This is a genomic window from Subtercola lobariae (assembly GCF_014640255.1).
GTDB lineage: Bacteria > Actinomycetota > Actinomycetes > Actinomycetales > Microbacteriaceae > Subtercola > Subtercola lobariae.
Map to the genome: position 1 here is coordinate 457,693 of NZ_BMGP01000001.1, position 21,586 is coordinate 479,278.

At 66.0% G+C, this 21,586-nt stretch carries 16 protein-coding genes; 8 read left to right on the top strand and 8 right to left on the bottom strand.

All coding sequences use genetic code 11. The features are described from left to right. Nucleotides 1–27 precede the first annotated feature (27 nt). Entirely contained in the window at nt 28–1,320 is a 1,293-nt protein-coding gene (locus tag IEX24_RS02180; protein WP_188672953.1) for a thymidine phosphorylase, read from the top strand. A gap of 128 nt (nt 1,321–1,448) precedes the next feature. Here IEX24_RS02180 and uriH read toward each other — a convergent pair whose 3' ends face one another. Beyond that, nucleotides 1,449–2,396: a uridine-preferring nucleoside hydrolase UriH gene (gene uriH, locus IEX24_RS02185; protein ID WP_188672958.1), complete on the bottom strand. Its 948-nt coding sequence runs from the start codon at nt 2,394–2,396 to the stop codon at nt 1,449–1,451. Between the two features lie 48 nt (nt 2,397–2,444). On the opposite strand from uriH, the gene IEX24_RS02190 reads away from it, so the two are divergent. The 5 genes from IEX24_RS02190 to IEX24_RS02210 all read left to right on the top strand — a co-directional run bounded on the left by IEX24_RS02190 (nt 2,445) and on the right by IEX24_RS02210 (nt 6,630). Then, entirely contained in the window at nt 2,445–3,692 is a 1,248-nt protein-coding gene (locus tag IEX24_RS02190; protein WP_188672962.1) for an adenosylhomocysteinase, read from the top strand. Between the two features lie 14 nt (nt 3,693–3,706). Further along, on the top strand, nt 3,707–4,609 hold the full coding sequence (locus IEX24_RS19390; protein WP_229715042.1) for an IclR family transcriptional regulator: 903 nt from the start codon (nt 3,707–3,709) through the stop codon (nt 4,607–4,609). Between the two features lie 94 nt (nt 4,610–4,703). Then, nucleotides 4,704–5,840: an adenosine deaminase gene (locus IEX24_RS02200; protein ID WP_188672965.1), complete on the top strand. Its 1,137-nt coding sequence runs from the start codon at nt 4,704–4,706 to the stop codon at nt 5,838–5,840. Nucleotides 5,841–5,852: 12 nt separating this feature from the next. Further along, nucleotides 5,853–6,293 carry a PTS sugar transporter subunit IIA gene (locus IEX24_RS02205; protein ID WP_188672969.1) on the top strand — a complete coding sequence of 147 codons (441 nt, stop codon included), beginning with the start codon at nt 5,853–5,855 and terminating at the stop codon, nt 6,291–6,293. A gap of 64 nt (nt 6,294–6,357) precedes the next feature. After that, nucleotides 6,358–6,630: a PTS sugar transporter subunit IIB gene (locus IEX24_RS02210; protein ID WP_188672974.1), complete on the top strand. Its 273-nt coding sequence runs from the start codon at nt 6,358–6,360 to the stop codon at nt 6,628–6,630. A gap of 18 nt (nt 6,631–6,648) precedes the next feature. Here the strand turns inward: IEX24_RS02210 and IEX24_RS02215 are convergent, their stop codons facing one another. The 3 genes from IEX24_RS02215 to IEX24_RS02225 all read right to left on the bottom strand — a co-directional run bounded on the left by IEX24_RS02215 (nt 6,649) and on the right by IEX24_RS02225 (nt 10,369). After that, nucleotides 6,649–7,446 carry an IclR family transcriptional regulator domain-containing protein gene (locus tag IEX24_RS02215; RefSeq protein WP_188674233.1) on the bottom strand — a complete coding sequence of 266 codons (798 nt, stop codon included), beginning with the start codon at nt 7,444–7,446 and terminating at the stop codon, nt 6,649–6,651. 92 nt (nt 7,447–7,538) lie between these two features. Next, on the bottom strand, nt 7,539–9,518 hold the full coding sequence (locus IEX24_RS02220; RefSeq protein ID WP_188672979.1) for a phospho-sugar mutase: 1,980 nt from the start codon (nt 9,516–9,518) through the stop codon (nt 7,539–7,541). Between the two features lie 17 nt (nt 9,519–9,535). Beyond that, nucleotides 9,536–10,369, bottom strand: a complete 834-nt coding sequence (locus IEX24_RS02225; protein WP_188672982.1) for a purine-nucleoside phosphorylase — start codon at nt 10,367–10,369, stop codon at nt 9,536–9,538. 96 nt (nt 10,370–10,465) lie between these two features. Between IEX24_RS02225 and IEX24_RS02230 the strand changes: the two genes are divergently transcribed. Continuing rightward, a complete protein-coding gene (locus IEX24_RS02230) occupies nt 10,466–11,902 on the top strand; it encodes an NAD(P)H-quinone dehydrogenase (RefSeq protein WP_188672985.1) in 1,437 nt (478 codons plus the stop codon). Between the two features lie 92 nt (nt 11,903–11,994). Here IEX24_RS02230 and mhpA read toward each other — a convergent pair whose 3' ends face one another. Then, the gene (mhpA, locus tag IEX24_RS02235) at nt 11,995–13,593 is read right to left on the bottom strand and encodes a bifunctional 3-(3-hydroxy-phenyl)propionate/3-hydroxycinnamic acid hydroxylase MhpA (RefSeq protein ID WP_188672988.1); all 1,599 of its coding nucleotides are present in this window, start codon (nt 13,591–13,593) and stop codon (nt 11,995–11,997) included. 240 nt (nt 13,594–13,833) lie between these two features. Here mhpA and IEX24_RS02240 point away from each other — a divergent pair, with 240 nt between their 5' ends. Continuing rightward, on the top strand, nt 13,834–15,177 hold the full coding sequence (locus tag IEX24_RS02240; RefSeq protein WP_188672991.1) for a putative Ig domain-containing protein: 1,344 nt from the start codon (nt 13,834–13,836) through the stop codon (nt 15,175–15,177). A gap of 59 nt (nt 15,178–15,236) precedes the next feature. Here IEX24_RS02240 and IEX24_RS02245 read toward each other — a convergent pair whose 3' ends face one another. The 3 genes from IEX24_RS02245 to IEX24_RS02255 all read right to left on the bottom strand — a co-directional run bounded on the left by IEX24_RS02245 (nt 15,237) and on the right by IEX24_RS02255 (nt 21,545). Further along, nucleotides 15,237–18,851, bottom strand: coding sequence for a DEAD/DEAH box helicase (locus IEX24_RS02245; RefSeq protein ID WP_188672994.1), 3,615 nt, complete (start codon nt 18,849–18,851; stop codon nt 15,237–15,239). A 119-nt stretch (nt 18,852–18,970) separates the two neighbouring features. Next, complete coding sequence (locus tag IEX24_RS02250) at nt 18,971–20,767, bottom strand: acetyl/propionyl/methylcrotonyl-CoA carboxylase subunit alpha (RefSeq protein ID WP_188672997.1); 1,797 nt, start codon at nt 20,765–20,767, stop codon at nt 18,971–18,973. A 121-nt stretch (nt 20,768–20,888) separates the two neighbouring features. Continuing rightward, nucleotides 20,889–21,545: a Maf family protein gene (locus tag IEX24_RS02255; RefSeq protein ID WP_188673000.1), complete on the bottom strand. Its 657-nt coding sequence runs from the start codon at nt 21,543–21,545 to the stop codon at nt 20,889–20,891. Between the last annotated feature and the right edge of the window lie 41 nt (nt 21,546–21,586).

The window sequence follows — 21,586 nt, forward strand, 5'->3', positions numbered from 1 at the left end:
CGAGCTCGCCGAAGGAGAATCTGCGTCATGACCACCGAAGCGCACGACATTGTCGACCTCATTCGCACCAAGCGCGACAAGGGGCTGCTCACCACGTCTCAGATCGACTGGATGATCGATGCCTACACCCGCGGGTACGTCGAAGACTCTCAGATGTCAGCCATGGCGATGGCCATTCTGCTGAACGGTATGGAACGACGCGAGATTCGCGATCTCACGCTCGCCATGATCGCCAGTGGCGAGACCATGAGCTTCGATGGGCTCGGTAAAACGACGGTCGACAAGCACTCGACGGGCGGCGTCGGCGACAAGATCACGCTGCCGCTGATGCCATTGGTGGCGTCGTTCGGGGTCGCTGTTCCGCAACTGTCGGGGCGGGGGCTGGGTCACACCGGCGGCACGCTCGACAAGCTCGAGAGCATCCCGGGCTGGCGTGCGGAGATCACGAATGAGGAGATGTTCGCGCAACTTCGTGATGTGGGCGGCGTGATCTGCGCGGCCGGCGGCGGGCTCGCGCCGGCCGACAAGAAGCTCTACGCGCTGCGCGACACCACGGGAACGGTCGAGGCGATTCCGCTCATCGCGTCGTCGATCATGAGCAAGAAGATCGCCGAGGGCACTCAGGCTCTGGTGCTCGATGTGAAGTTCGGCTCGGGCGCGTTCATGCAAGACATCGCTCTGTCGCGCGAACTGGCGCAGACGATGGTCGATCTCGGTAACGACGCCGGCGTTCGCACGTCGGCGCTGCTCACCGACATGCACCGTCCGCTCGGGCTCGCGATCGGCAACGCGAACGAGGTGCGTGAGTCGGTGGAGGTGCTGGCTGGTGGGGGGCCTGCCGACATCATCGAGCTCACGTTGGCGCTCGCTCGCGAGATGCTCACGCAGGCCGGGCATCCCGATGCCGACGTTGAAGGCGCGCTGGCCTCGGGTCGGGCGATGGACACCTGGCGCGCCGTGATTCGAGCCCAAGGCGGCGACCCGGATGCCGCGCTACCTGTCGCCCGCGAAACCCACACGGTGTACGCCGACGCCTCGGGCGTTCTGCTCGAGCAGCTCGCGTTGCCGTTCGGTATTGCGGCGTGGCGGCTCGGCGCGGGGCGGGCACGGGCATCCGACCCCGTGCAGCACGCGGCCGGAATCGACCTGCACGTGAAGGCCGGCGAGGCCGTCACTGCGGGGCAGCCCCTCTTCACCCTCAGCGCTGACGAGCCCGCCCGCTTCGAGCGAGCCCTCGAAGCGCTCGACGGCGCCTACGCCATCGGCCCCGCCGCCGAATACACGGCGCGTGGGCCGCTGGTCGCCGAACGCATCGGCTAGCCGCTGCGCTACTCGCGCTCGGCCTCCCGCGTCACACGCGTGGGTTGCGCAGAAGCACCTTCGCGGCGCGGTGGAGGTGCCTTTGCGCAACCTGCGCGGGGGGTGGTTTGTGCGGAAGTGCTCTCGCGTTAGGGGGTGGGGTCGCCGATGCGTTCGAGGGCGTCGACGATGAGGGCCCAGAAACGTGGATGATCGAGGGCGGTGGCGACCTGGGTCGTGCAGTCTGAGGGTGCCGGCGCTCTGAAGTCGGCCACGGTCATCCCGAGCGTGAGCGTGCCGGTGAGTTCGACGTCGAGTGGAGTTTTGCGTACGGTCATGACGCTCGGGTCGATGACATAGGCGACCGCGCAGGGGTCGTGCACGGGCGGGTAGTCGAACCCCTGGTGCTCGCGATAGGTCTCGCCGAAGAACTCGAGCAGCTCGCCAACGAATCGGGCTGGCGCGGTGCCGACCGCCTCGATCGCCGCGGCCACCTCGGGCGTCGCCAGGGCCTGATGCGTCAGATCGAGGCCGACCATGGTGAGCGGCCACGTCTCGTTGAAGACGATGTGGGCGGCCTCCGGGTCGATGATGATGTTGAATTCGCTGGTGGCGCTCCAGTTTCCGCCGGCGTAGGCGCCGCCCATCAGCACGACCTCCCGCACGCGCGAGGCGATGCGCGGCTCTTTACGCACGGCCATGGCGATGTTCGTGAGCCCGCCGGTGGGAACGAGGGTGATCTCGCCGGGCTCGTGCGCCATTACGGTGTCGATGATGAGATCGACGGCGTGCCTGGGGTCGAGCTCGAGGGTCGGTTCGGGAAGCACCGGGCCGTCGAGACCTGAGTCGCCGTGGATGGCGCCCGCTACTTCTGCGGCGCGAACGAGCGGGCGCGAGCATCCTGCAGCGAACGGCACACCGGTGATGCCCGCAACGCGTGCCACCGAGAGGGCGTTTCGCGTCACCTTCTCGAGCGTCTGATTGCCGACCACTGTTGTCACGGCTACGAGTTCGATGTCGGGGTTGCCGTGGGCGAGCAGCAGGGCGATCGCGTCGTCATGGCCGGGGTCGCAGTCGAGAATGATTTTTCGGGGCATAGTGTTAGCGTATATGAAACTGACATTCACCTATGAAATACTCTGGTCATGAGTACACAGGTGAATGACGACTCCGCGCTGGTCGAGCGGGCGGCACGGCGTCTCGAATGGATCCGCTCGCGCATGCCGCTGCTCGCGGGGGCTCGTGAGCACTTCGCCCAGACGCAGCCGTTCGCGGGTCACACCATCGGAATGTCGCTGCACCTCGAACCGAAGACGGCGATTCTGGTCGAAACGCTCGCGGCGGGCGGGGCCACGGTGGTGGGCACCGGCAACCATGGGTCGACTCAAGACGATATCGCCGCGTTTCTGCGCAGTCAGGGGCTGACGATATTCGGGCGCCGTGATGACACGCTCGAGCAGCACCACGAGAATGTGGCGGCCGTGCTCGATGCGCGGCCGAGCATCCTGCTCGACAACGGGGCCGACCTGGCAGCGGGAGTCATCGCGCGCGGTTCGGTGGCGGGTGTGGGTGGCGGTGAGTCTTCGGAGGGCTCAGCTGACCTCGGCGGCGCCGCGGTTCTCGGTGGCACCGAAGAGACCACCTCGGGCGCCAATCGATTGCGCGCCGAATTGGCCGGTCGCGTGCCGTTTCCGGTGATCGTCATCAACGACAGCGTGCTCAAGCAGATCGGCGAGAATCGGCATGCGGTGGGGCAGTCGGTGGTGGAGAGTTTCATGCGCATCACGAACCTGATGATTCCGGGCGCTCGGTTTGTCGTGGTGGGCTACGGCTGGTGCGGCCGGGGCGTGGCACAGTATCTGCGGTCATTGGGCGGCAAGGTGGCCATCGCCGAGATCGACGAATTGAAGGCCTTCGAGGCCGCGCTCGACGGCTATCGGGTCGATTCGGCCGTGGGTCTCGCTTCGTGGGCCGATGTCGTGATCACCGCGACAGGGCAGCCTGGCGTGGTGGGGCCGGAGGTGTTCGCCGAGCTGTCAGACGGAGTCGTTCTGGCCAATTGCGGGCACTTTCCGTGGGAGATCGACGTGCCAGCGCTCATGGCATCGGCGACCAAGGCGGTCGCGGTCGACGAGGCGATCGACCGAATCGAGCTGCCCGACGGCCGATCGGTGGTGCTCATCGCCCAGGGCCGCATGTTCAACCTCGCCGGCAGGGAGCCGAAGGGCAATTCGATTCAGTCGATGGATCTCGGGTTCATGCTGCAGGCCCTTTCGCTCGAACGAGTGGCGCTCGGCGCCGCGGGTCTCGTGGCGGGCGCGCAACCCGTTCCCGACGATATTGAACGCACCATTGCGCGCCGGCTGCTCGCGTCGATGGCTGCCTCGTTGTGAGCCCGGCCGGCCCCGTGGAACCTGCCGAAACCGCGAACCCTGCCGAAACCGCGAACCCTGCCGACACCGCGAACCCTGCCGACACCGCGCACCCGGCCGGCCCCGTGAGTTCGGCGCGCCCCGCGCCGCCCGAATACGCCGCCCCGGCGCTCGACAAGGCCCTCGACATTCTCGAGGTGCTGAGTTCTGCCGACGGTCCACTCAGCCAGGCCGACATCGCGGCTGCCGTGGGCCGAAGCGTCAGCCAGATCTTTCGGGTCTTGGCCACGCTCGAACGCCGCGGGTATCTGTATCGAGACGCGCAGTCGGGCCTGTATCTCCTGTCGACGCGGCTCTTCGACCTCGCGCACCGGCACGAACCGTTGCGTTCGCTCATCGCGGCAGCGCTGCCGGTGTTGCGCAGGCTGGCCGACGAAACGCGTTCGTCGTGCAACCTCAGCGTGTACGACGCCGACCGGATGCGCGTGGTGGCGCAAGTCGTGAGCCCGAGCGATTTCGGGTTTCAGGTTCGGGTCGGCGCCCTGTTCGAACTGGAGACGACCGCGTCGGGGCAGGTTCAGCTCGCGTTTCCGACCCCCGTGATGGCCGGCCGCGGCGCGGGAGCCGCTGCGGTTCGGGTCGAGGGTGGCGCCGCGGGGCGCGCCTCAACTGCTTCCTCAGTTGCTTCGCCAACGCTCGCCGAGATCGCCGTGCGCGGCCACCTCGTGAGACCCGATGCCCTGCAGCCGGGCATCACCGACATCGTGTATCCGGTGCTCGATGCGTCGGGAGAGGGCGCGGTCGCCGTGCTGACGGTGCCGTACGTGGCGACGAGCTTCAGTGAGCGGTCGGCCGAGTTCGTGGGGGAGCGGGCATCCTTCGCGGCCCGTGCGATAGCTGACAGTCTGCTCGGTACTGGGCGGCCGGGCACCAACTGACCTGGGCGGGGGTGGGGGCGTTCCGATAGATTGTGTGAGGCACAGCACCTGCGCCGCGATGAGGCAGCCCCGCCTCGCTTCTGGAGGAACACCGATGTCTGCCGCAGCCGAAGAGTACTTCTTGGCGTCAACCGATATCAGCATCAGCGGGCTGCCGAAGATCTCATTGCACGATCATCTCGACGGCGGGCCGCGGGCCGAGACCATCATCGAGCTGGCCGACGCTATCGGGCTCGAACTGCCGGCCGCGGGTGAGACCGCGCTCGCAGATTGGTTCGAGAACAGCGCCGATTCGGGCTCGCTCGTCTCGTACCTGAAGACGTTCGACGTCACGACGGCCGTCATGCAGACGCGCGAAGGCCTCAGCCGTGTCGCCCGCGAGTTCGTGCAAGACCTTGCGCTCGACGGCGTGATCTACGGCGAAGTGCGCTGGGCACCCGAGCAGCATCTCGGCACCGGGCTCAGCCTCGACGAGGTCGTCGACGCCGTGCAAGAGGGCATCGAGGCGGGCATCGACGACGCGCGCGCGGGCGGCTACGGGCCGGCCGGGCAGATCATTCGGGTCGGCCAGCTGGTCACCGCGATGCGGCATGCCGACCGCGGTCTCGAGATCGCCGAGCTGGCGGTTCGCCACCGTGAACGCGGAGTAGTGGGCTTCGACATCGCCGGTGCCGAACTCGGTTTTCCGGCAGGCAATCACCGCGCCGCGTTCGACTACCTCGCGCAGAACTTCTTTCCGGTCACCGTGCACGCAGGCGAGGCAGACGGGCTCGAGAGCATTCGCGGCGCGTTGTTCGACGGCCGTGCGCTGCGGCTCGGGCACGGGGTGCGGCTCGCCGAAGACATCACCATCGAACGGCAAGACGACGAGAACACGTATGTAACCCTCGGTCGCCTTTCGCAGTGGGTGAAAGACCGTGAGATCGCGCTAGAGCTGGCGCCCTCGTCGAACCTGCAGACGGGGGCGATTTCGGCCTGGGGAACAGACCTTTCCGAGCATCCATTCGACCTGCTCTACCAGTTGGGTTTCAAGGTGACCGTCAACACCGACAACCGCCTGATGAGCAACACGAGCATCAGCCGTGAGCTCGCCCTGCTCGCCGACGCGTTCGAGTACGACCTGTCAGACCTTGAAGTGTTTCAGCAGAACGCCGCCGCGGCCACGTTCTTACCCCTCGAAGACCGTGAAGAGCTCGCAGAGATCATCTCTGAGGGCTTCGAAGACGCGTAAGCAGGTAGCAGGATGCTCGACCTTCCCGACGCAGCGATACTGTTGCACGCCTCAGCTGCCGACTGGCGAGGTGCCGTGCTGTTGGCAGGCACCGCGCTTGAGGCCGCGGGCTGTGTCACGGCGGAGTACGGCCCGCGCATGGTCGCCATGGTCGAGCAGTTCGGCGCGTACATCGTCATCGCTCCGGGGCTCGCGCTCGCTCATGCTCGGCCCGGAGATGACGTGCTGAAGGCAGGAATGTCGGTCGTGACGCTGGCCGAGCCGGTGGTGTTCGGGCATCCGTACAACGACCCGGTGTCGGTGGTGCTGGGGCTCGCGGTGCTGACGGCTGATGAGCACGTCGGTGAGATCGCAGAGCTGGCGAACGTGTTCAACGATCAGAGTGTGATCGAGCGCATCGCGGCGGCGACGAGTGCGGCCGGCGTGCGTGCGGCGCTGGGCGCTGCGCGGTGAGTGGTGTGGGTGCGGTGAATGCCGTCAGTGCGGCGAGTGCGTTGTGTAGTGCGACGGCGGCCGTATGAAGATCGTGGCGATCTGCGGGGCGGGGGTAGGAACCTCCGGAATTCTCAAGGTGAACGCCGAACGCGCGCTAGCGCGGCTCGACATTGAGGCAGACGTCACTGCGGCCGACCTGGCGAGCGTGGCGGTTGCGGCAGCGGATGCCCAGGTGATTCTGACCTCGCCGGAGTTCGTGTCGAAGCTCGGTGCGACGAACGCCGACGTGATCGTGGTGCAGAACTACTTCGACGTCGACGAGCTGGTGGCGAAGCTCGAGGCGGCGCTCGGCTAGCTCGCCAGGTTGCAGGAGCTAGTGGGCGGCGCGCTGAGCCGTCGCGTAGTCGGCCTCGATGTGGGCGGCGGTGGCGCGCAGCGAGGGCAGAGCTGCGGCGCGCAAGGAGGCGCTCGTGCCGGAGGACGCGGCCGTCGACACGTTTATGGCCGCGATAACACTGCCGGCGGCGTTGTGGATGGGCGCTGCGATCGACCGCAGGCCCGGTTCGAGCTCTTGGTCGGCCAGGGCCCAGCCCTGCTCGCGCACGCGGTCGAGTTCGGCGATCAACGCGCTCTCTGATACAACAGTGCGTTTCGTGAGAGCTTGCAGCTTCACATCGTGCAGGTACAGCGCGAGTTCGTCTGGTGTCAAACCCGCCAGCAGAACCCGGCCCATCGACGTGGCGTAGGCGGGCAGCCGTGTGCCGAGATTGATTCCGACACTCATGATTCGATGCGTCGGCACGCGCACGATGTAAACGATGTCTGAGCCGTCGAGAATGGCGGCAGAGGTCGATTCGCCGATCGCGTGCGACAGCTCTTCGAGTTGCGGTTGCGCGATTTCGGGCAGCGTGATGCCCGAAAGGTAACTGAAGCCCAGCTCGAGCACTTGCGCCGTGAGTGCGAAGGTCTTGCCGTCGGTTCGCACGTAGCCCAGCTCTATCAGTGTCATCAAGAACCGCCGTGTGGTGGCCCGGGTGAGACCCGTTGCACGAGCGATGTCGCTGAGGGTCATGAGCGGGTTGTCGTGGCCGAAGACACGGATGACCGACAGCCCCCGCGCGAGCGACTGCACGAACCCGCTGCTGGGGCCAGGCAGCTCGGCAGTGACGATCTCGCTGCCGGGGCTGGCCGACTCGGTGCTCGCCGCGCCCGCGTCAGGTGGCTCGGTAGCGCCAAGCGCGTCGGTCGCGTCGATCACGTCGCTCACGCGACCAGCTCGCGCATTCCGGTCTCGAGCGCCTGCAGCCGTGTGGCCACCGACTTCTTGCGCTTTTTGACCGAGCCCTCGGTGCTCGACACGTCGATGTACACCTTGAGCTTGGGTTCGGTGCCGCTCGGGCGAACCATGATGCGCGAGCCGTCTGAGGTGCGTATGCGAAGAATGTCGCTGGCGGGAAGCTCAGCGGAGCCGGCCGACAGATCGTCGATGCTTGCTACCGTGAGCCCACCGATCAATCGGGGTGGCGTTCGACGCAACGACGCCATGATCTCGTCGATTCGGGCCAGATCGGTGACCCGAAGCGAGATCTGAGCCGAATCGAAGTGGCCGAACTTCTCGCTGAATCGGTCGAGCTGGTCGGCGATGGTGTACCCGTCGACTGCGAGGTCGCTGGCGAGCGAAAGAAAAGCGACCGCGGCAGAGATTCCGTCTTTGTCGCGCAGCGTGGTGGGGTTCACAAGGTAGCCGAGTGCTTCTTCGTAGCCGAAGATCAATCCGGGCACACGCGACACCCACTTGAAGCCGGTAAGCGTCTCGCGAAAACGGAGCCCGTACGCTGCAGCGACTGCGGCGAGTGCCGGCGAGGAGACTACGGAGCACGCGAGCGTCGGTGGGGCATCCGCGCTAGTCGCGCTGCCTCGAGCGGCCGCCTCGGCGGCTCGCCAGCCGAGCAGCGCGCCCACCTGGTTGCCCGTGAGGCGGCGATACCCCGACGCGCTAGAGGCGTCGGGAATGGCGATGGCCAGCCGGTCGGCGTCGGGGTCGTTCGCCATGATGAGCTGTGCGCCGGCCGACCGCGCGGTTTCGTACGCGAGGTCGAGCGCGCCCGGCTCTTCGGGGTTCGGAAAAGCGACGGTGGGAAAGCGCGGGTCTGGCTGCAACTGTGCCGTCACCACGTCGGGTTCGATGAATCCGGCCGCGCCGAGTACTCGACTGAACGTGTGCCAGCCCACTCCGTGCATGGCCGTGTAGACCACCCGGGGTTGTGCGCCGATTTCGGCGGGCGGCAGCCAGCCCACGCGGGCGGTCTCGGTGATGTAGGCCTCGATGAGCGACTCGGGTGCCGTTTCGTAGTGAGTCGAGCGCGGCAGTTCAGTGACCTTCAGCGTGGTCGCCACGCGCACGATCTCGGCCTCGATCTCTTCGTCGGCCGGCGTAACGATCTGGGCGCCTTCGTCTGCGCCGCCGAGGTAGACCTTGTAGCCGTTGTCGTTCGGCGGGTTGTGTGACGCCGTCACCATGATGCCGGCACTCACGCCGAGGTGACGCACAGCAAAAGCCACCAGCGGGGTGGGCAGGAGACGCGGCAGCAAGACGGCACGGATGCCCGCCCCCGCCATCAGCTCGGCCGAATCCCGTGCGAACACGGCAGAGTTCTTGCGGCCGTCGTAGCCGATGACGACCGATGGTGTGACGCCCGGCTGCGCCTTCTGCACGAGGTACGCGGCGAGCCCTGCCGCCGCCTGACCGACCACCGCCCTGTTCATACGGGTCGGCCCAGCCGCGATCTCGCCGCGGAGGCCCGCTGTGCCGAACTTCAGACGCCCGTCGAACCGCTGCCGCAGCGTCTCGAGCGCCTGAGCGGCGGCCGAATCCGTGTGGGCAGCGGCAAGCGAGCCGGCGGCCGGCGCCTCGGCCGCAGCCGTGCCGCTGGCAGCCGCGTCGGCCGGAGCAGTGCCGCTCGCGGCCGCCTCGGTAGAGGTCGTGCCGCTGGCAGCCGTCTCGGCCGGAGCCGTGCCGCTCGCGGCCGCCTCGGCAGAGGTCCTGCCACTCGCCAGCACATCATCGATCAGTGCGCCGAGTTCGGCCCGCGTCTCATCGTCGGGGTCTTGCTCGCGCCAGGCTTGCGCGACGGCAAGTAGCGCCACATCGCTCTCGCCCGGCGCCGTTTTGCCCGCCGCGCTCTGCGCAGCCGCATCGCTCCCCGCTTCGTTGTTCACCGCTTTGTTGTTCACCGCTTTCATATTCACCGCTTTGATGTTCACAGAGCCGCCACGATGCGTGCGAGCAGGGCGCTGATGACGGGCTCGGCCGAGCGGCCGGCGTCGATAACCTCGACGTGTGATAGCGGGGTCGGTGAGATACCGGCGGCGAGGTTGGTGATGAGCGACATGCCCAGCACCTCCATACCGGCCTCGCGTGCCGCGATTGCCTCGAGGGCGGTCGACATGCCCACGATGTGGCCGCCGATGGTCTTCGCCATCTGCACTTCTGCGGGAGTTTCGTAGTGAGGCCCGCGAAACTGAACGTAGACGCCCTCGTCGAGCGAAGCATCCACTTCTCGTGCGATGCCGCGCAGACGCTTCGAATAGAGGTCGGTGAGGTCGATGAACGTGGCGCCCTCGAGCGGTGAGTTCGCGGTGAGGTTGATGTGGTCGCTGATCAGCACGGGTTGCCCTGGCGACCAGGTTTCGCGTATTCCGCCGGCGCCGTTGGTCAAGATCATGATGGATGCCCCCGCCGCAGCAGCGGTGCGAACACTGTGCACGACGCGGCGCACCCCGTGATTCTCGTAGTAGTGCGTTCGCGCCCCGATCACCAGCGCGTGCTTGCCGCCCGGCAGCCGCACCGACCGCAGCGAACCGACGTGCCCCACCACGGCCGGCGCACTGAACCCCACGATCTCGGTGGCCGGAATGGTGGCCACGGTCTCACCGATGAGGTCGGCGGCCTTCGCCCAGCCGCTGCCCAAGGTGAGAGCAATGTCGTGCTTGTCGATACCCGTTTTCTCGGCGATCTGGCCCGCGGCTTCGCGTGCGATATCGAACGGCGACAGGTCGGGCTGGTCGAGGGGATTCGTTACTTCAGAAGACATTACACCACTTTAGTTACCCCGAGCAGTGCTCATTCGGCCGATGCCGAAACCTGTGCAGTTTGGCCGCGAACCTCGGCCTGGGGAAGAATGGACGATATGGCCTATGAATTCGAGCGTAAGCAGAGAATCACCATTCTCGGTGGGGGCCCGGGTGGGTATGAAGCGGCCATCGCGGGTGCCCAGTTGGGTGCCGATGTGACCCTTGTCGAACGGGTCGGAGTGGGCGGCGCGGCCGTGCTGACCGACGTCGTTCCGTCGAAGACACTCATCTCTACTGCAGAAGCGGCCAGCGCCATCGGTGAGGCAGCCGATCTCGGTGTGCAGTTCTTCAGCCGCACCGACGCAGGGCGCCCCGTGCGACCCGACGTCGCCGTGAACATCGCGGCCGTGAACAAGCGACTGCTCGGCCTCGCTCGCCAGCAGTCTGAAGACATGAAGTCCACTCTCATTCGTTCGGGCGTGCGCATCGTGCAGGGTGAAGGCCGATTGGATGGCCGTGACGCCGTCATCGTCTCAACCGGTACGGGCCCCAACGGCATCGACTTCGACCGTATCGAGGGAGACACGACCGTCATCTCGGTCGGCGCGAGCCCGAGGCTCCTGACCAGCGCCATGCCCGACGGCGAACGCATCTTCACCTGGACTCAGCTCTACTCGCTCGAGGCGATTCCCGAGCACCTGATTGTGGTGGGGTCGGGCGTGACGGGCGCCGAGTTCGCTTCGGCCTATACGGCGCTCGGCTCGAAGGTCACCCTCATCTCGAGTCGCGACCAGGTTCTGCCCGGTGAAGACGCCGATGCAGCGGCCGTGATCGAGAACGTGTTTCGCCGCAACGGCATGACCGTGCTCAATAAGTCGCGGGCCGATTCGGTCGTTCGAACCGAGAACGGCGTCGTGGCCACCCTCTCCGACGGCCGCACGGTCGAGGGCTCGCACTGCCTCATGGCGGTCGGCGCGATTCCGAACACAGCGGGCATCGGTCTTGAAGAGGCGGGCGTTCAGCTCACCGAGTCAGGGCATATCCGGGTCAATCGGGTAGCGCGAACGAGCGTGCCGAGCATTTACGCGGCCGGTGACTGCACGACCTTCTTGCCACTCGCATCCGTTGCGTCGATGCAGGGCCGCACGGCGGTGTTTCACGCGATGGGCGATGCCGTGAATCCCACCGAGATTCGAAACGTCGCCTCGAACATCTTCACCCAGCCCGAGATCGCGACCGTGGGCTGGACTCAGCGGCAGATCGAAGAGGGCATCGCGCAGGGCGACATCTACAAACTGCCGCTGTCAGAGAACCCGCGCGCCAAGATGATGGGCATCAAAGACGGCTTCGTGAAGCTGTTCGCGCGCACGGGCTCGGGCACGGTCATCGGGGGTGTGGTCGTAGCGCCGAAGGCGAGCGAGCTGATCTTCTCGATCGCGCTCGCGGTGGAGCATCGCCTGACGGTCGACCAGCTCTCCCGCGCATTCTCGGTGTACCCGTCGCTGACGACGTCGATCACCGACGCTGCCCGGGCGATGCACATCGTTCTGTAGCGAGCTGGGCGAGCCCGGCGGGCTGGCTTCGCTGCCGACGTCGGGCCGACGCCGTGCAGCCCACGGGCCGACGCCGTGCCGCCCATCGCCGCCTAGCCGACGGTCAGCGAACTCAGCTCGGCGAGTTCGGCCAGCACCGCCGTCAGGCCGTCAGCATCGCGTGTTGTTCCGAAGACATAGCTGTCGGGGCGAACGAGGGCGGCCGAGCATCCATTCGCCTCGAACCAGCGGAGGTACCGACCATCGGCGTCGGTCAGTACGTGAACGCCAGGCTCTTCGGCCAGCAACGCCCGAGAGCGAGCCGCGTCGTCGCGTGAGGTGAGCACGAACACGTCGAGGCCGCCCCGTGCAGCGGCCGCCAGGTGCTCGTCGCCCAGAACACCCGCGTCAGTGGTCACGAGGTGAAAGCCCGTGCCGAACAGGTCGTCGAGCCGGTGCGGCGCCTGGTCGATCCCCGTCACGAAGCCCTGCGGAAACAGCACTCCAGTGCCGTGATCGCAACTCTCTGCTGAGAAGAACCCGTCGTCGTAGCCGGGAAAAGCGTAGGCGGCCGGCGCACCCGAGGTGGCGAGGGCTCTGAGCATCCACTCGTCACGTGCGCGCGCCAGCTCAGGGTCGCGAATGGTCTGCAACCGACCCATCTCGATCGCTTTGCGTGTGATCTTCTCCACGTGCGGTGCGCGCTCTTGCTGGTAGGTGTCGAGGATGCTCGGGGCGGCCCTGCCCGACAGCACGAGGTCGAGCTTCCACGCCAGATTGTTCGCATCCCGAATGCCGGAGCACATGCCCTGGCCGAGAAAGGGCGGCATTTCGTGGGCGGCGTCGCCGGCGAGCAGCACACGGCCGACTCGCCACTGCTGCGCCGAACGCGAGCGAAAGGTATAGGTCGCGATTCTCAGCGGCTCGGCGTCTTCGGGGGTCAACCACCGTGCCACTTTGTGCCAGACGTCAGCCTCGGTCAGCTCGTCGAACTCATTCGCGCCGTCGAGCATGAACGCGAACCGTTGGTGTTCGTCGTCGATGGAGAAGATCGAGACGGGCCCTGCCGGGTCGCCGAGCTGCAACGCCTGAGGCAACCCCTGCATGGGGTGCGTGAGCCGAAAATCGCAGACGAGCCACGGTTCGCGAAATCCATAGTCGTCGCTCTCGATGCCCAGAAGCTCTCGAATGGTGCTGTTGCCACCATCGCTGCCGACCACGTACTCAGCGTTGATGGTTTTCGGTCCGTCGGGAGTCTCGACGCTGAGACTCACATGGTCGTCATGCTGAACCAGGCCGGTGACGCGGTGCTCGTGCAAGATGTCGATGCCCGGCAACGACCGGCCGAGGGCGTCGAGCTGGTCTTCGAGCCAGGGCTGGTACACCATGTTGAACTCGGGCCAGCCCGAGATGCCCGACTCGGCGAAGATGTGCCGGTCGAGCAGATCGCCGGTGCCGTTGGTCCAGTCGTAGGTGAACACCGGCCGGGTGCCCGCCGCGATTGCGTCGCCCAGACCGAGCTTCTGCATGATTCGTTGCGTCTCGTCATCGAAGGTAGCGGCGCGCGGCAGGTTGTACAGGCCTGCGAAACGCTCGAGAACGGCGACGCGGTGGCCTGCCTGCGCGAGCAGCGGCGCCAGCACCATTCCAGTGGGCCCGTACCCCACAACGATCACATCGTACTCACGGGGGTCTGTTCTCTCGGTACTCATGAGAATGCTCCTCTCTTTGCCCGACGCTGGGCAATTCGGCTGGGCGGCGCAGGGCCGCACACCACCGTAACAATGCCGCAGTGGTAAAAGCAATGCAGAATGGTGAAATTGATCACTGTGCTGTCGACAAGGGCACTCGCCGCCCACGGAGTTATCCACAGGCGTTCGGCGACGTTTTAAACATGAGTTAGTCTCGTGTTATGTCGAGCCGAGGCTCTCGGCCAGAGAAGAAGGAGCATCATGATTTCGCGCACAACGAGGGCGTTAGCCGGCTCAGCCACGGCCATGGTGACGGTCATTGCGCTGATGTTCGGCGGTGCGCCACTCGTGGCAGCCGCGGCCCCGAGCGTCAACGATTGGTTCGGGGCGTTACCCACGGGCTCTGCGCCGAGTGCGGTCGTTGCGGCGGCAGATGGCAGCGTGTTCACTGCGAACAGCGGAACCGATTCGGTGTCGAAGCTGCTTCCAGACGGCTCAGTCGACCCTCTGTTCGACGGGGCGCTGCCGACCTTTTCGCTGCCACAGAGCATGGCTCAGGATGCCCGGGGCAGCCTCTACGTGACGAGCCTCACCCTGAGCGCCCTCTACAAACTCGACCCCGTGACGGGCAAGATCGACGACACGTTCACTCGCGCGCTGGGCTCGGCGCTCACTTCGCGACATCCCATCGCCGTGGCGACCGGCCCCAGCGGAAACGTTTTCACGCTGAACTCCGCCGACGAGACGGTCACCCAGATCTCGCCGCTCGGCATTGTGCTCGGCGAATACCGGTTGGCGGCAGGTGCAGAATCGCAATCTCTTCAGTTCGCTGACGACGGGCAGCTGTACATCGCCAATGCGGGCGATCACACGATTTCGAGAATTAGTTTCGACATGCACGGCGGCGCGAGCGTTGTCGACGACTGGGCAGATCTGCCGGCCGGTCTGCATCCGCTGGCACTTGCGTTCGATCACCACGGCTTCGCCTACTCGGTCAGTTTCGTGGGCGACACGGTGACGAAGGTCGATCTCGGCCTGCCGTCTGGGCTCAATGTGGTTTCGAATACGGTCACTCCCGGCTCGCGCCCATTCGCTCTCGCCAGCGATCTGCTCGGCAACGTCTACATCAGCGACGTCGGTACGAACTCGCTGTCGATGATTGCGATCGACGGGTCTGTGGCCGGGAAAGTAGCCACGCTCGGCTTGACGCCTTTCGCGCAATCGATGGCGGTCGATGGCACTGGTTCGGTGTATCTGGCCAATAGTGACACGAGCTCTGTTGCGCGGGTCGACGTGGCTCCCCGAATCACGTCGACGGCGGTCGCGGGGTCGGCGACGGTGGGTGTGGGCTACGACCAGACCGTTGCCGCTTCGGGGGTCGATGTGATCTCGTTCGTCGCCATCGGGGCGCTGCCGCCCGGTCTCTCGGTGAACCGGCTCACCGGAAAGCTCTCGGGCACGCCGGCAGGGCCGGGCGCGTTCGACTTCGACATCGTGGCGACGAACGTGGCGGGGTCGTCGGAGTGGCAGCACTCGACCATCGTGGTGTCGCTGCCCGCCGGAAGCACGGGGTGCTGGTTCTGGCCGGAGCCGTGCGGCCTCTGACCCGGCCGAGAGGAGTGAGCCGGCCGGGCCGCGCCCGCCGACGAGCTGCGCAGGTTGGTTCAGGCGTCGAGCAGGCCGCGAATGTCGTCTGTGCTGAGGGCGGTGCTGAAGGCGGCATCGTCGTCGAGTACCGCGTCGAAGAGTTGCGCCTTCTTCGCTTTCAGTGCCATCACCTTCTCTTCGATGGTGTCGCTGGCGACCAGGCGATACACGTTGACGCTCTTCTGCTGGCCGATGCGATGAGTTCTGTCGATGGCCTGCGATTCCGTCGCCGGGTTCCACCATGGGTCGAGCAAGAACACATAGTCGGCTTCGGTGAGATTCAGGCCGAACCCACCCGCCTTCAAGCTGATGAGAAAGACCGGTGCCGTGCCCGCCTTGAAATGAGCGATCACGTCGGCACGGCGTCTCGTCGAACCATCGAGGTAATCGAATTCGACACCCCGTTCGGTGAGCCGCTCTGCGGCTTTGCCGAGAAACGACGTGAACTGGCTGAAGACCAGCGCGCGATGACCTTCTGCGGCCACGTCTTCGATCTGCTCGAGAAGCGCGTCGAGCTTTGCCGACCCGAGACCGGCGTACTTTTCGTCGATCAGCGAGGCATCAAGGCTCAGCATGCGAAGCAGGGTGAGCGATCGAAAGACGATGAGCCGGTTTCGGTCGAGGTCGTCGATGAGCCCGAGGAGCTTTTGCCGCTCACGCTGAAAGAACGTGTCGTACAGAGTGCGATGTGCGGGTGTGAGGGCGATGTTCAGCACCTGCTCCTGCTTCGCCGGCAGCTCGGGTGCCACCAGCTCTTTGGTTCGCCGCATCAGAAACGGGCGGATGCGCCGGCGAAGCCGACCGAGCAACTCGGTGTCGAGCCCTCGCTCGATGGGGCGAACATAGTCTTCGGTGAACTTTCGCGCCGAAGCGAACAGCCCCGGAGCCACGATGTCGAACAACGACCACAGCTCCATCAGGTTGTTCTCAAGCGGCGTTCCGGTGATCGCCAGCTTGAACGGAGCGTCGAACTCTTTGGCGCATCGGTGCAGTTTCGACGTGTGGTTCTTGACGAACTGCGCCTCGTCGAGCACCAGCCCCGACCAGCCGAGGTTGCGGTAGTGCTGCTCATCGAGTCGAAACAGGGTGTAACTCGTCACCACGATGTCTGCGCCGCGCGCGGCATCAGCGAGGGAGGTAGGGCTCTTCGCTTGAGTGGCCGCAATAGCCTTCACGCTGAGGCCGGGCGTGAACCGAGCAGCTTCGCTGGCCCAATTCGAGACCACCGAGGTGGGCGCCACCACAAGAAACGGTGGGGCGTCGCGCGCCCCGCTCTGCCGCGCGTGCGCGAAGAGCGCCAGCGTCTGAAGCGTCTTGCCGAGCCCCATGTCGTCGGCCAGCACGCCGCCGAGCCCATGCTGATGCAAGAAGGCCAGCCACTCGAAGCCCGCAAGCTGGTAGGGCCGCAGACTCGCGGCCAGCCCGGTTGGCAACGGGGTCGGCGCGATGAGTTCGGTGTCGTTGAGCGCCGAAACGGCCTCGCGCCAGGCCACGGCCTGCACCGTCTCTTCTGCCAGGTCTTCGAATTCACTCCACAAATCGGCCTGGTAGCGGCTGATGCGAACCCCGGTCTGCCATTCATCGAGGGCGGAAGCCTCTTCGAGCAGCTCGCGAAGTCGGTCGAACACCGGATGATCGAGCGTGAGGTAGGTCTTATCGACCATCAGCAGCTTCTTCTGCTTGCGGGCCAGCGCCTTGAACAGCGGCGCGAACGGAATTCGGTACCCGTTCATGTTGACCACGATGCCGAGGTCGAACCAGTCGCGCTTGTCGCTCTCGACGGTGGTGATGGTGAGCTCGGGCGATCCGGTGAGTTCGCGGTACGGCGGCCGGGTGCCCACGATCTGCACTCGAACGTCGACCTGGCCTTCGAGTGCGGGCAGCACCTTCTCGGCGAATACCGCTGCTTCGAAGCCCTGAAGCACGAGGTTCGGGCTCAGAGCGCCGAACTGCGAGCCCCGAGCATCCCTTTGGCTGGTGTCGTCGAAGCCCAGCATCGCGCCCTCGATGCCCTGCCCGCTGTGATCGTCGATCAGCCGTTCGAGAAGTCGTGTGACGCTCTCGCTGATCGTTTCTTCTGCCGCCGGGTCTCGCTCGTTCCAGGCGGCCGCCGCGACGTCGCCGTACCGCCACGACCAGTCGAGCTGAAGCACGTTCTTCGGCCGAAATCGCGCTGTGAGAAGCAGGGTGGGCGTCACCACGGCTGGCAGCTGTACCGAGTCGTCGACGGGTGTCACGGTGACCTCGCGCCGAAGGCGGCCGAAGTAGTTCTCGAAGAACTCCGTTCGGTCGGCTGCGGGCACGGTGATGACGGATGCTCGGCCGAGCAACTCGCGAACGTCAGGTGTAAGTCGTGGCGCAGTCGACCCCAACGCCGATCGCTGGGCCACCGGCACAGCACCCGCGCCGGCCGCAAAGGTGTCGGCCGATTCCGCGCCGAGCGGCGCCAGAACGATGCGCGCACCCTCTCCGAGCTCGTAGAAATACACGCCGTGATCACCGATCGCGCCGGCCGTATCGGCCGCGAAATCGTGACCGTCGATGGTGACCACCGGGGTCAGCACCAGGTCATCTGCCGCTCCGCCAGCAGCGTCGAGTCGAACGGAGGCATGTGCTTCGACGTGAACGGCCACGCTCTTTTTCGATCCGAGCAGCGGAATGCCGAGCGATCCGGCTTCGCCGAGCAGGTTCCACATCAAGGGGCTCGCGAAATCGTCGAGGTAGAGCCAGTCGGCCTCATTCGCGCTGTAGAGCTCGCGAGTGGCGCGATGCAGTGCCTGAAATTGGGCGAACCAGCGCAATTGACGCTCGTCGAGATTCAGTCGATTGACGTGGTGAGCGAACGTCGCCCAGCTGACGTTCGCCTTCACAAAGGTGCCGGCATGGTTGCGAATGACGGGGCGCACGGCAAGCCGTCGTGGCGGCCTGCCCGCGTCGTCACCCGGGCGCCCCGGCTTGGCCGTCTGCGACTGCAGGCCGCGCCACTGCTCTTTCGTGCGGGTCACGAACTCGCGAATCTCGAACTGCAACCCCATCGGCGTCGGGGCGGGCGGCTCTACGCGGCTTCGGTTGCCGGTCAGCGCCGCTCGCCAGTCTGATGGATCAAAGGCCGGCGCAGGTCGGTGCCGAGGCTCGGGCGGGTACCACGTCTCGTCGGCGGCCCGCACGAGGTCTGCGGCCTGATCGTCGACGTGCCACTTCGTCATGGCGGCTGAACCCGAATCGCGTTCGCCTCGGGTTTGCGGTTCGTACCGGGAATCGAAGCGAGCGCGAGAGCCGAGCTCGCGCGCCGGCGTCAGGCCTGAGGCTGCCGCCGTTTCGCGCAGATGCCGGGCATTGCTGGCCAACAGGGTTGCGGCGACGTGCTTGCAGTCGAAAGCGACCGGGCAGCTGCAGGCAGATTCGTGCTCGATCAGAAACTTCGAGCCGGCCTCTGTCAAGGAGATTCGGCAGTGGTAAGGAAGCGCAGCGCTGCCCTGAACGACTCCCTCGAGCATCCCGTTCTCGGGGTTCCAGAGCACGTCGACGATCTCGGAACCACGCGCGTACCCGCGCCCGCGCTCGAACGCCGGCGGCCCGACGAGCCGCACGATGTCGGCGACATCGACGAGCGGAAACGCATCACTCGGCATACGTCAATGCTCTCACGCGCGACAGACGCCGCACCCGACAGACGCCGCACTCAGGCCTGAGCCCGCACCTGCGCCCCGCCGAACCCGCCGCGCGCAGGCCGATGACCACGCGCCGGCCGCTACGCCGCGTGGTCTGCGATCTCCAGAAGCCGATGCCCCGACGACACCGTGGTGCCCACCGTCGCATCGATCGCGCCGACGACACCGTCTTTGTGAGCCTGAATCGGCTGCTCCATCTTCATGGCTTCGAGCACCAGAATCAGGTCGCCCTTGACCACCTTGTCGCCCTCAGCGACCGCGAGCTTCACAATGGTCGCCTGCATGGGCGCCTTCACGGCATTGCCCGTCGACGACCGGGCGCCGCTGCTCGTGGCGCGTCGCCGAGGCGGCGCTCCCAACGTGGTCACCGAACCGCCGGCAGGGGCGCCACCACCCGCGGCCGTCAGCAGCCGTTCGGGCAGAACCACTTCGATTCGCTTGCCATCCACTTCGACGACCACCGTGCTGCGCCCAGCGGCCGGAGTGGCCTCTTCGAGCGAACCGCTCCACGGCTCGATCTCGTTTACGAACTCGGTCTCGATCCACAGCGTGTACACGCCGAACGGCTGCCCCGCGTCGGGTGCGAACGCCTTGTCGCGAACGATCGCGCGATGAAAGGGCAGAACGGTCGGCAGGCCGGCCACCTCGAACTCGTCGAGAGCGCGCCGCGAGCGTTCGAGTGCTTCTTCGCGGGTTGCTCCGGTGACGATGAGCTTCGCGAGCAGTGAGTCGAACGAGCCGGTGATCACGTCGCCCGCGGTCACGCCCGAATCCACCCGCACGCCAGGGCCACCGGGGGCTTTGAACACGTGAATCGGCCCCGGGCTCGGCAAGAAGCCGCGGCCGGCGTCTTCGCCGTTGATGCGGAATTCGAATGAGTGGCCGCGCGGCTCGGGGTCGTCGTACCCCAGAATGCCGCCCTCGGCCAGCCTGAATTGTTCGCGCACCAGGTCGATTCCGGTGACTTCTTCAGACACCGGATGCTCGACCTGCAGTCTCGTGTTCACCTCGAGAAACGACACCGTGCCGTCTTTCGCGACCAAGAACTCGCAGGTGCCGGCGCCGACGTACCCGACTTCACGCAGAATGGCCTTCGAAGCGCGGTAGAGCTCGGCGTTCTGCGCATCGCTCAGATAGGGAGCGGGAGCCTCTTCGACGAGTTTCTGGTGCCGCCGCTGCAGCGAGCAGTCGCGGGTCGACACCACCACGACGTTGCCATGCGCATCGGCAAGACACTGGGTCTCGACATGGCGCGGCTGGTCGAGGTATTTCTCCACGAAGCATTCGCCGCGCCCGAAGGCCGCGATGGCCTCGCGAGTGGCCGATTCGAACAGCTCGGGAATCTCTTCCACGGTTCGGGCGACCTTGAGTCCGCGCCCGCCGCCGCCGAAGGCCGCCTTGATCGCAACGGGCAGCCCGTATTGGCGGGCGAATTCGAGCACGTCGTCGGCACCCGATACGGGGTCGAGGGTTCCGGGAGCGAGTGGTGCGCCGACCCGCTCGGCGATGTGCCGCGCAGAGACTTTGTCGCCCAGCAGCTCGATGGCGTCGGGCGAGGGGCCGATCCAGATCAGCCCGGCATCGATGACGGCCTGCGCGAATGCGGCGTTCTCGGCCAGAAACCCGTAGCCCGGGTGAACCGCGTCTGCGCCAGAGCGTTTGGCGATCGACAAGATCTTGTCGATGACCAGGTACGTTTCGGCGCTGGTCGTGCCGCCGAGTGCGTACGCTTCGTCGGCGAGCTGTACGTGCATCGACTCGCGATCTTGATCGGCGTAGACCGCGACCGACCCGATATTCGAGTCACGTGCCGCCCGAATCACCCGCACCGCTATTTCGCCACGGTTGGCAATCAGAACTTTCGTTATTCGGGGCATAGTTCCTTAGCCTATTCGCACGGATGCCCGTGGCTTTGGTATGTGCCCACAAAAATGCTGTGGCAAACGGCGCGAAACCCTACAACGCCAGCAGCCGAAGGCTGTCATGACCGTTGCCCCGTCAGACCCCCTGAAACGCGGTCAGGGGTTCGCCCAGCCTGCCGACCAGGTCTCGCAGGGTCGGCAACGACATTCCGATGACCGTCGACGGCGCCCCGGTCACGCTGGTGATAAAGGGAGCTGCTCGCCCGTCGACGGTGAAGGCTCCGGCCACCTCGAGCGGTTCGCCGGTCGCCACGTACGCGTCGATTTCGGCGTCGGTGATGTCTGCCGCGAAAGAGACCGTGGCCGAGGTGACGGCGCCTACCGCTGCTGCGGCCACCGCAGAGGGGCCGGCCTGCGCGGTGCGGTGGTCGATCATCCAATGCCCGCTGTGCAGAACGCCAGAACGCCCGCGGTAGGCACGCCAACGTTCGACGGCCAGCTCGGGCAGGTGCGGTTTGCCGTAGATGACACCGCCGAATTCGAAGGCCGAGTCGCCGCCCAGAATGAAACCATCGATGGGCGAGCCGCCCGGCAGCGCGTCAACAACGGCCTCCGCTTTCAATCGGGCCAGAAGCTGCACGAGCTCACCCGCAGAGAGCGGGCCGTTCGCCGCTTCGGCAGCCACCACGGCGGCTTCTTCGTCGACGAACGACGGCACGACGACGGGCTCGATGCCCACTTGTCGAAGCAAGGCGAGACGAGCCGGCGAGGTGGAGGCGAGATAGAGCCGCATAGCCCGCAATACTAACCAACCGAGGCGCTGTGCAATGCTGG

Coding starts and splice junctions, on each gene's coding strand:
- IEX24_RS02180 (WP_188672953.1), top strand. CDS start 28: ATGACCACCGAAGCGCACGACATTGTCGACCTCATTCGCACCAAGCGC.
- uriH (WP_188672958.1), bottom strand. CDS start 2,396: ATGCCCCGAAAAATCATTCTCGACTGCGACCCCGGCCATGACGACGCG.
- IEX24_RS02190 (WP_188672962.1), top strand. CDS start 2,445: ATGAGTACACAGGTGAATGACGACTCCGCGCTGGTCGAGCGGGCGGCA.
- IEX24_RS02200 (WP_188672965.1), top strand. CDS start 4,704: ATGTCTGCCGCAGCCGAAGAGTACTTCTTGGCGTCAACCGATATCAGC.
- IEX24_RS02205 (WP_188672969.1), top strand. CDS start 5,853: ATGCTCGACCTTCCCGACGCAGCGATACTGTTGCACGCCTCAGCTGCC.
- IEX24_RS02210 (WP_188672974.1), top strand. CDS start 6,358: ATGAAGATCGTGGCGATCTGCGGGGCGGGGGTAGGAACCTCCGGAATT.
- IEX24_RS02220 (WP_188672979.1), bottom strand. CDS start 9,518: ATGAAAGCGGTGAACAACAAAGCGGTGAACAACGAAGCGGGGAGCGAT.
- IEX24_RS02225 (WP_188672982.1), bottom strand. CDS start 10,369: ATGTCTTCTGAAGTAACGAATCCCCTCGACCAGCCCGACCTGTCGCCG.
- IEX24_RS02230 (WP_188672985.1), top strand. CDS start 10,466: ATGGCCTATGAATTCGAGCGTAAGCAGAGAATCACCATTCTCGGTGGG.
- mhpA (WP_188672988.1), bottom strand. CDS start 13,593: ATGAGTACCGAGAGAACAGACCCCCGTGAGTACGATGTGATCGTTGTG.
- IEX24_RS02240 (WP_188672991.1), top strand. CDS start 13,834: ATGATTTCGCGCACAACGAGGGCGTTAGCCGGCTCAGCCACGGCCATG.
- IEX24_RS02245 (WP_188672994.1), bottom strand. CDS start 18,851: ATGCCGAGTGATGCGTTTCCGCTCGTCGATGTCGCCGACATCGTGCGG.
- IEX24_RS02250 (WP_188672997.1), bottom strand. CDS start 20,767: ATGCCCCGAATAACGAAAGTTCTGATTGCCAACCGTGGCGAAATAGCG.
- IEX24_RS02255 (WP_188673000.1), bottom strand. CDS start 21,545: ATGCGGCTCTATCTCGCCTCCACCTCGCCGGCTCGTCTCGCCTTGCTT.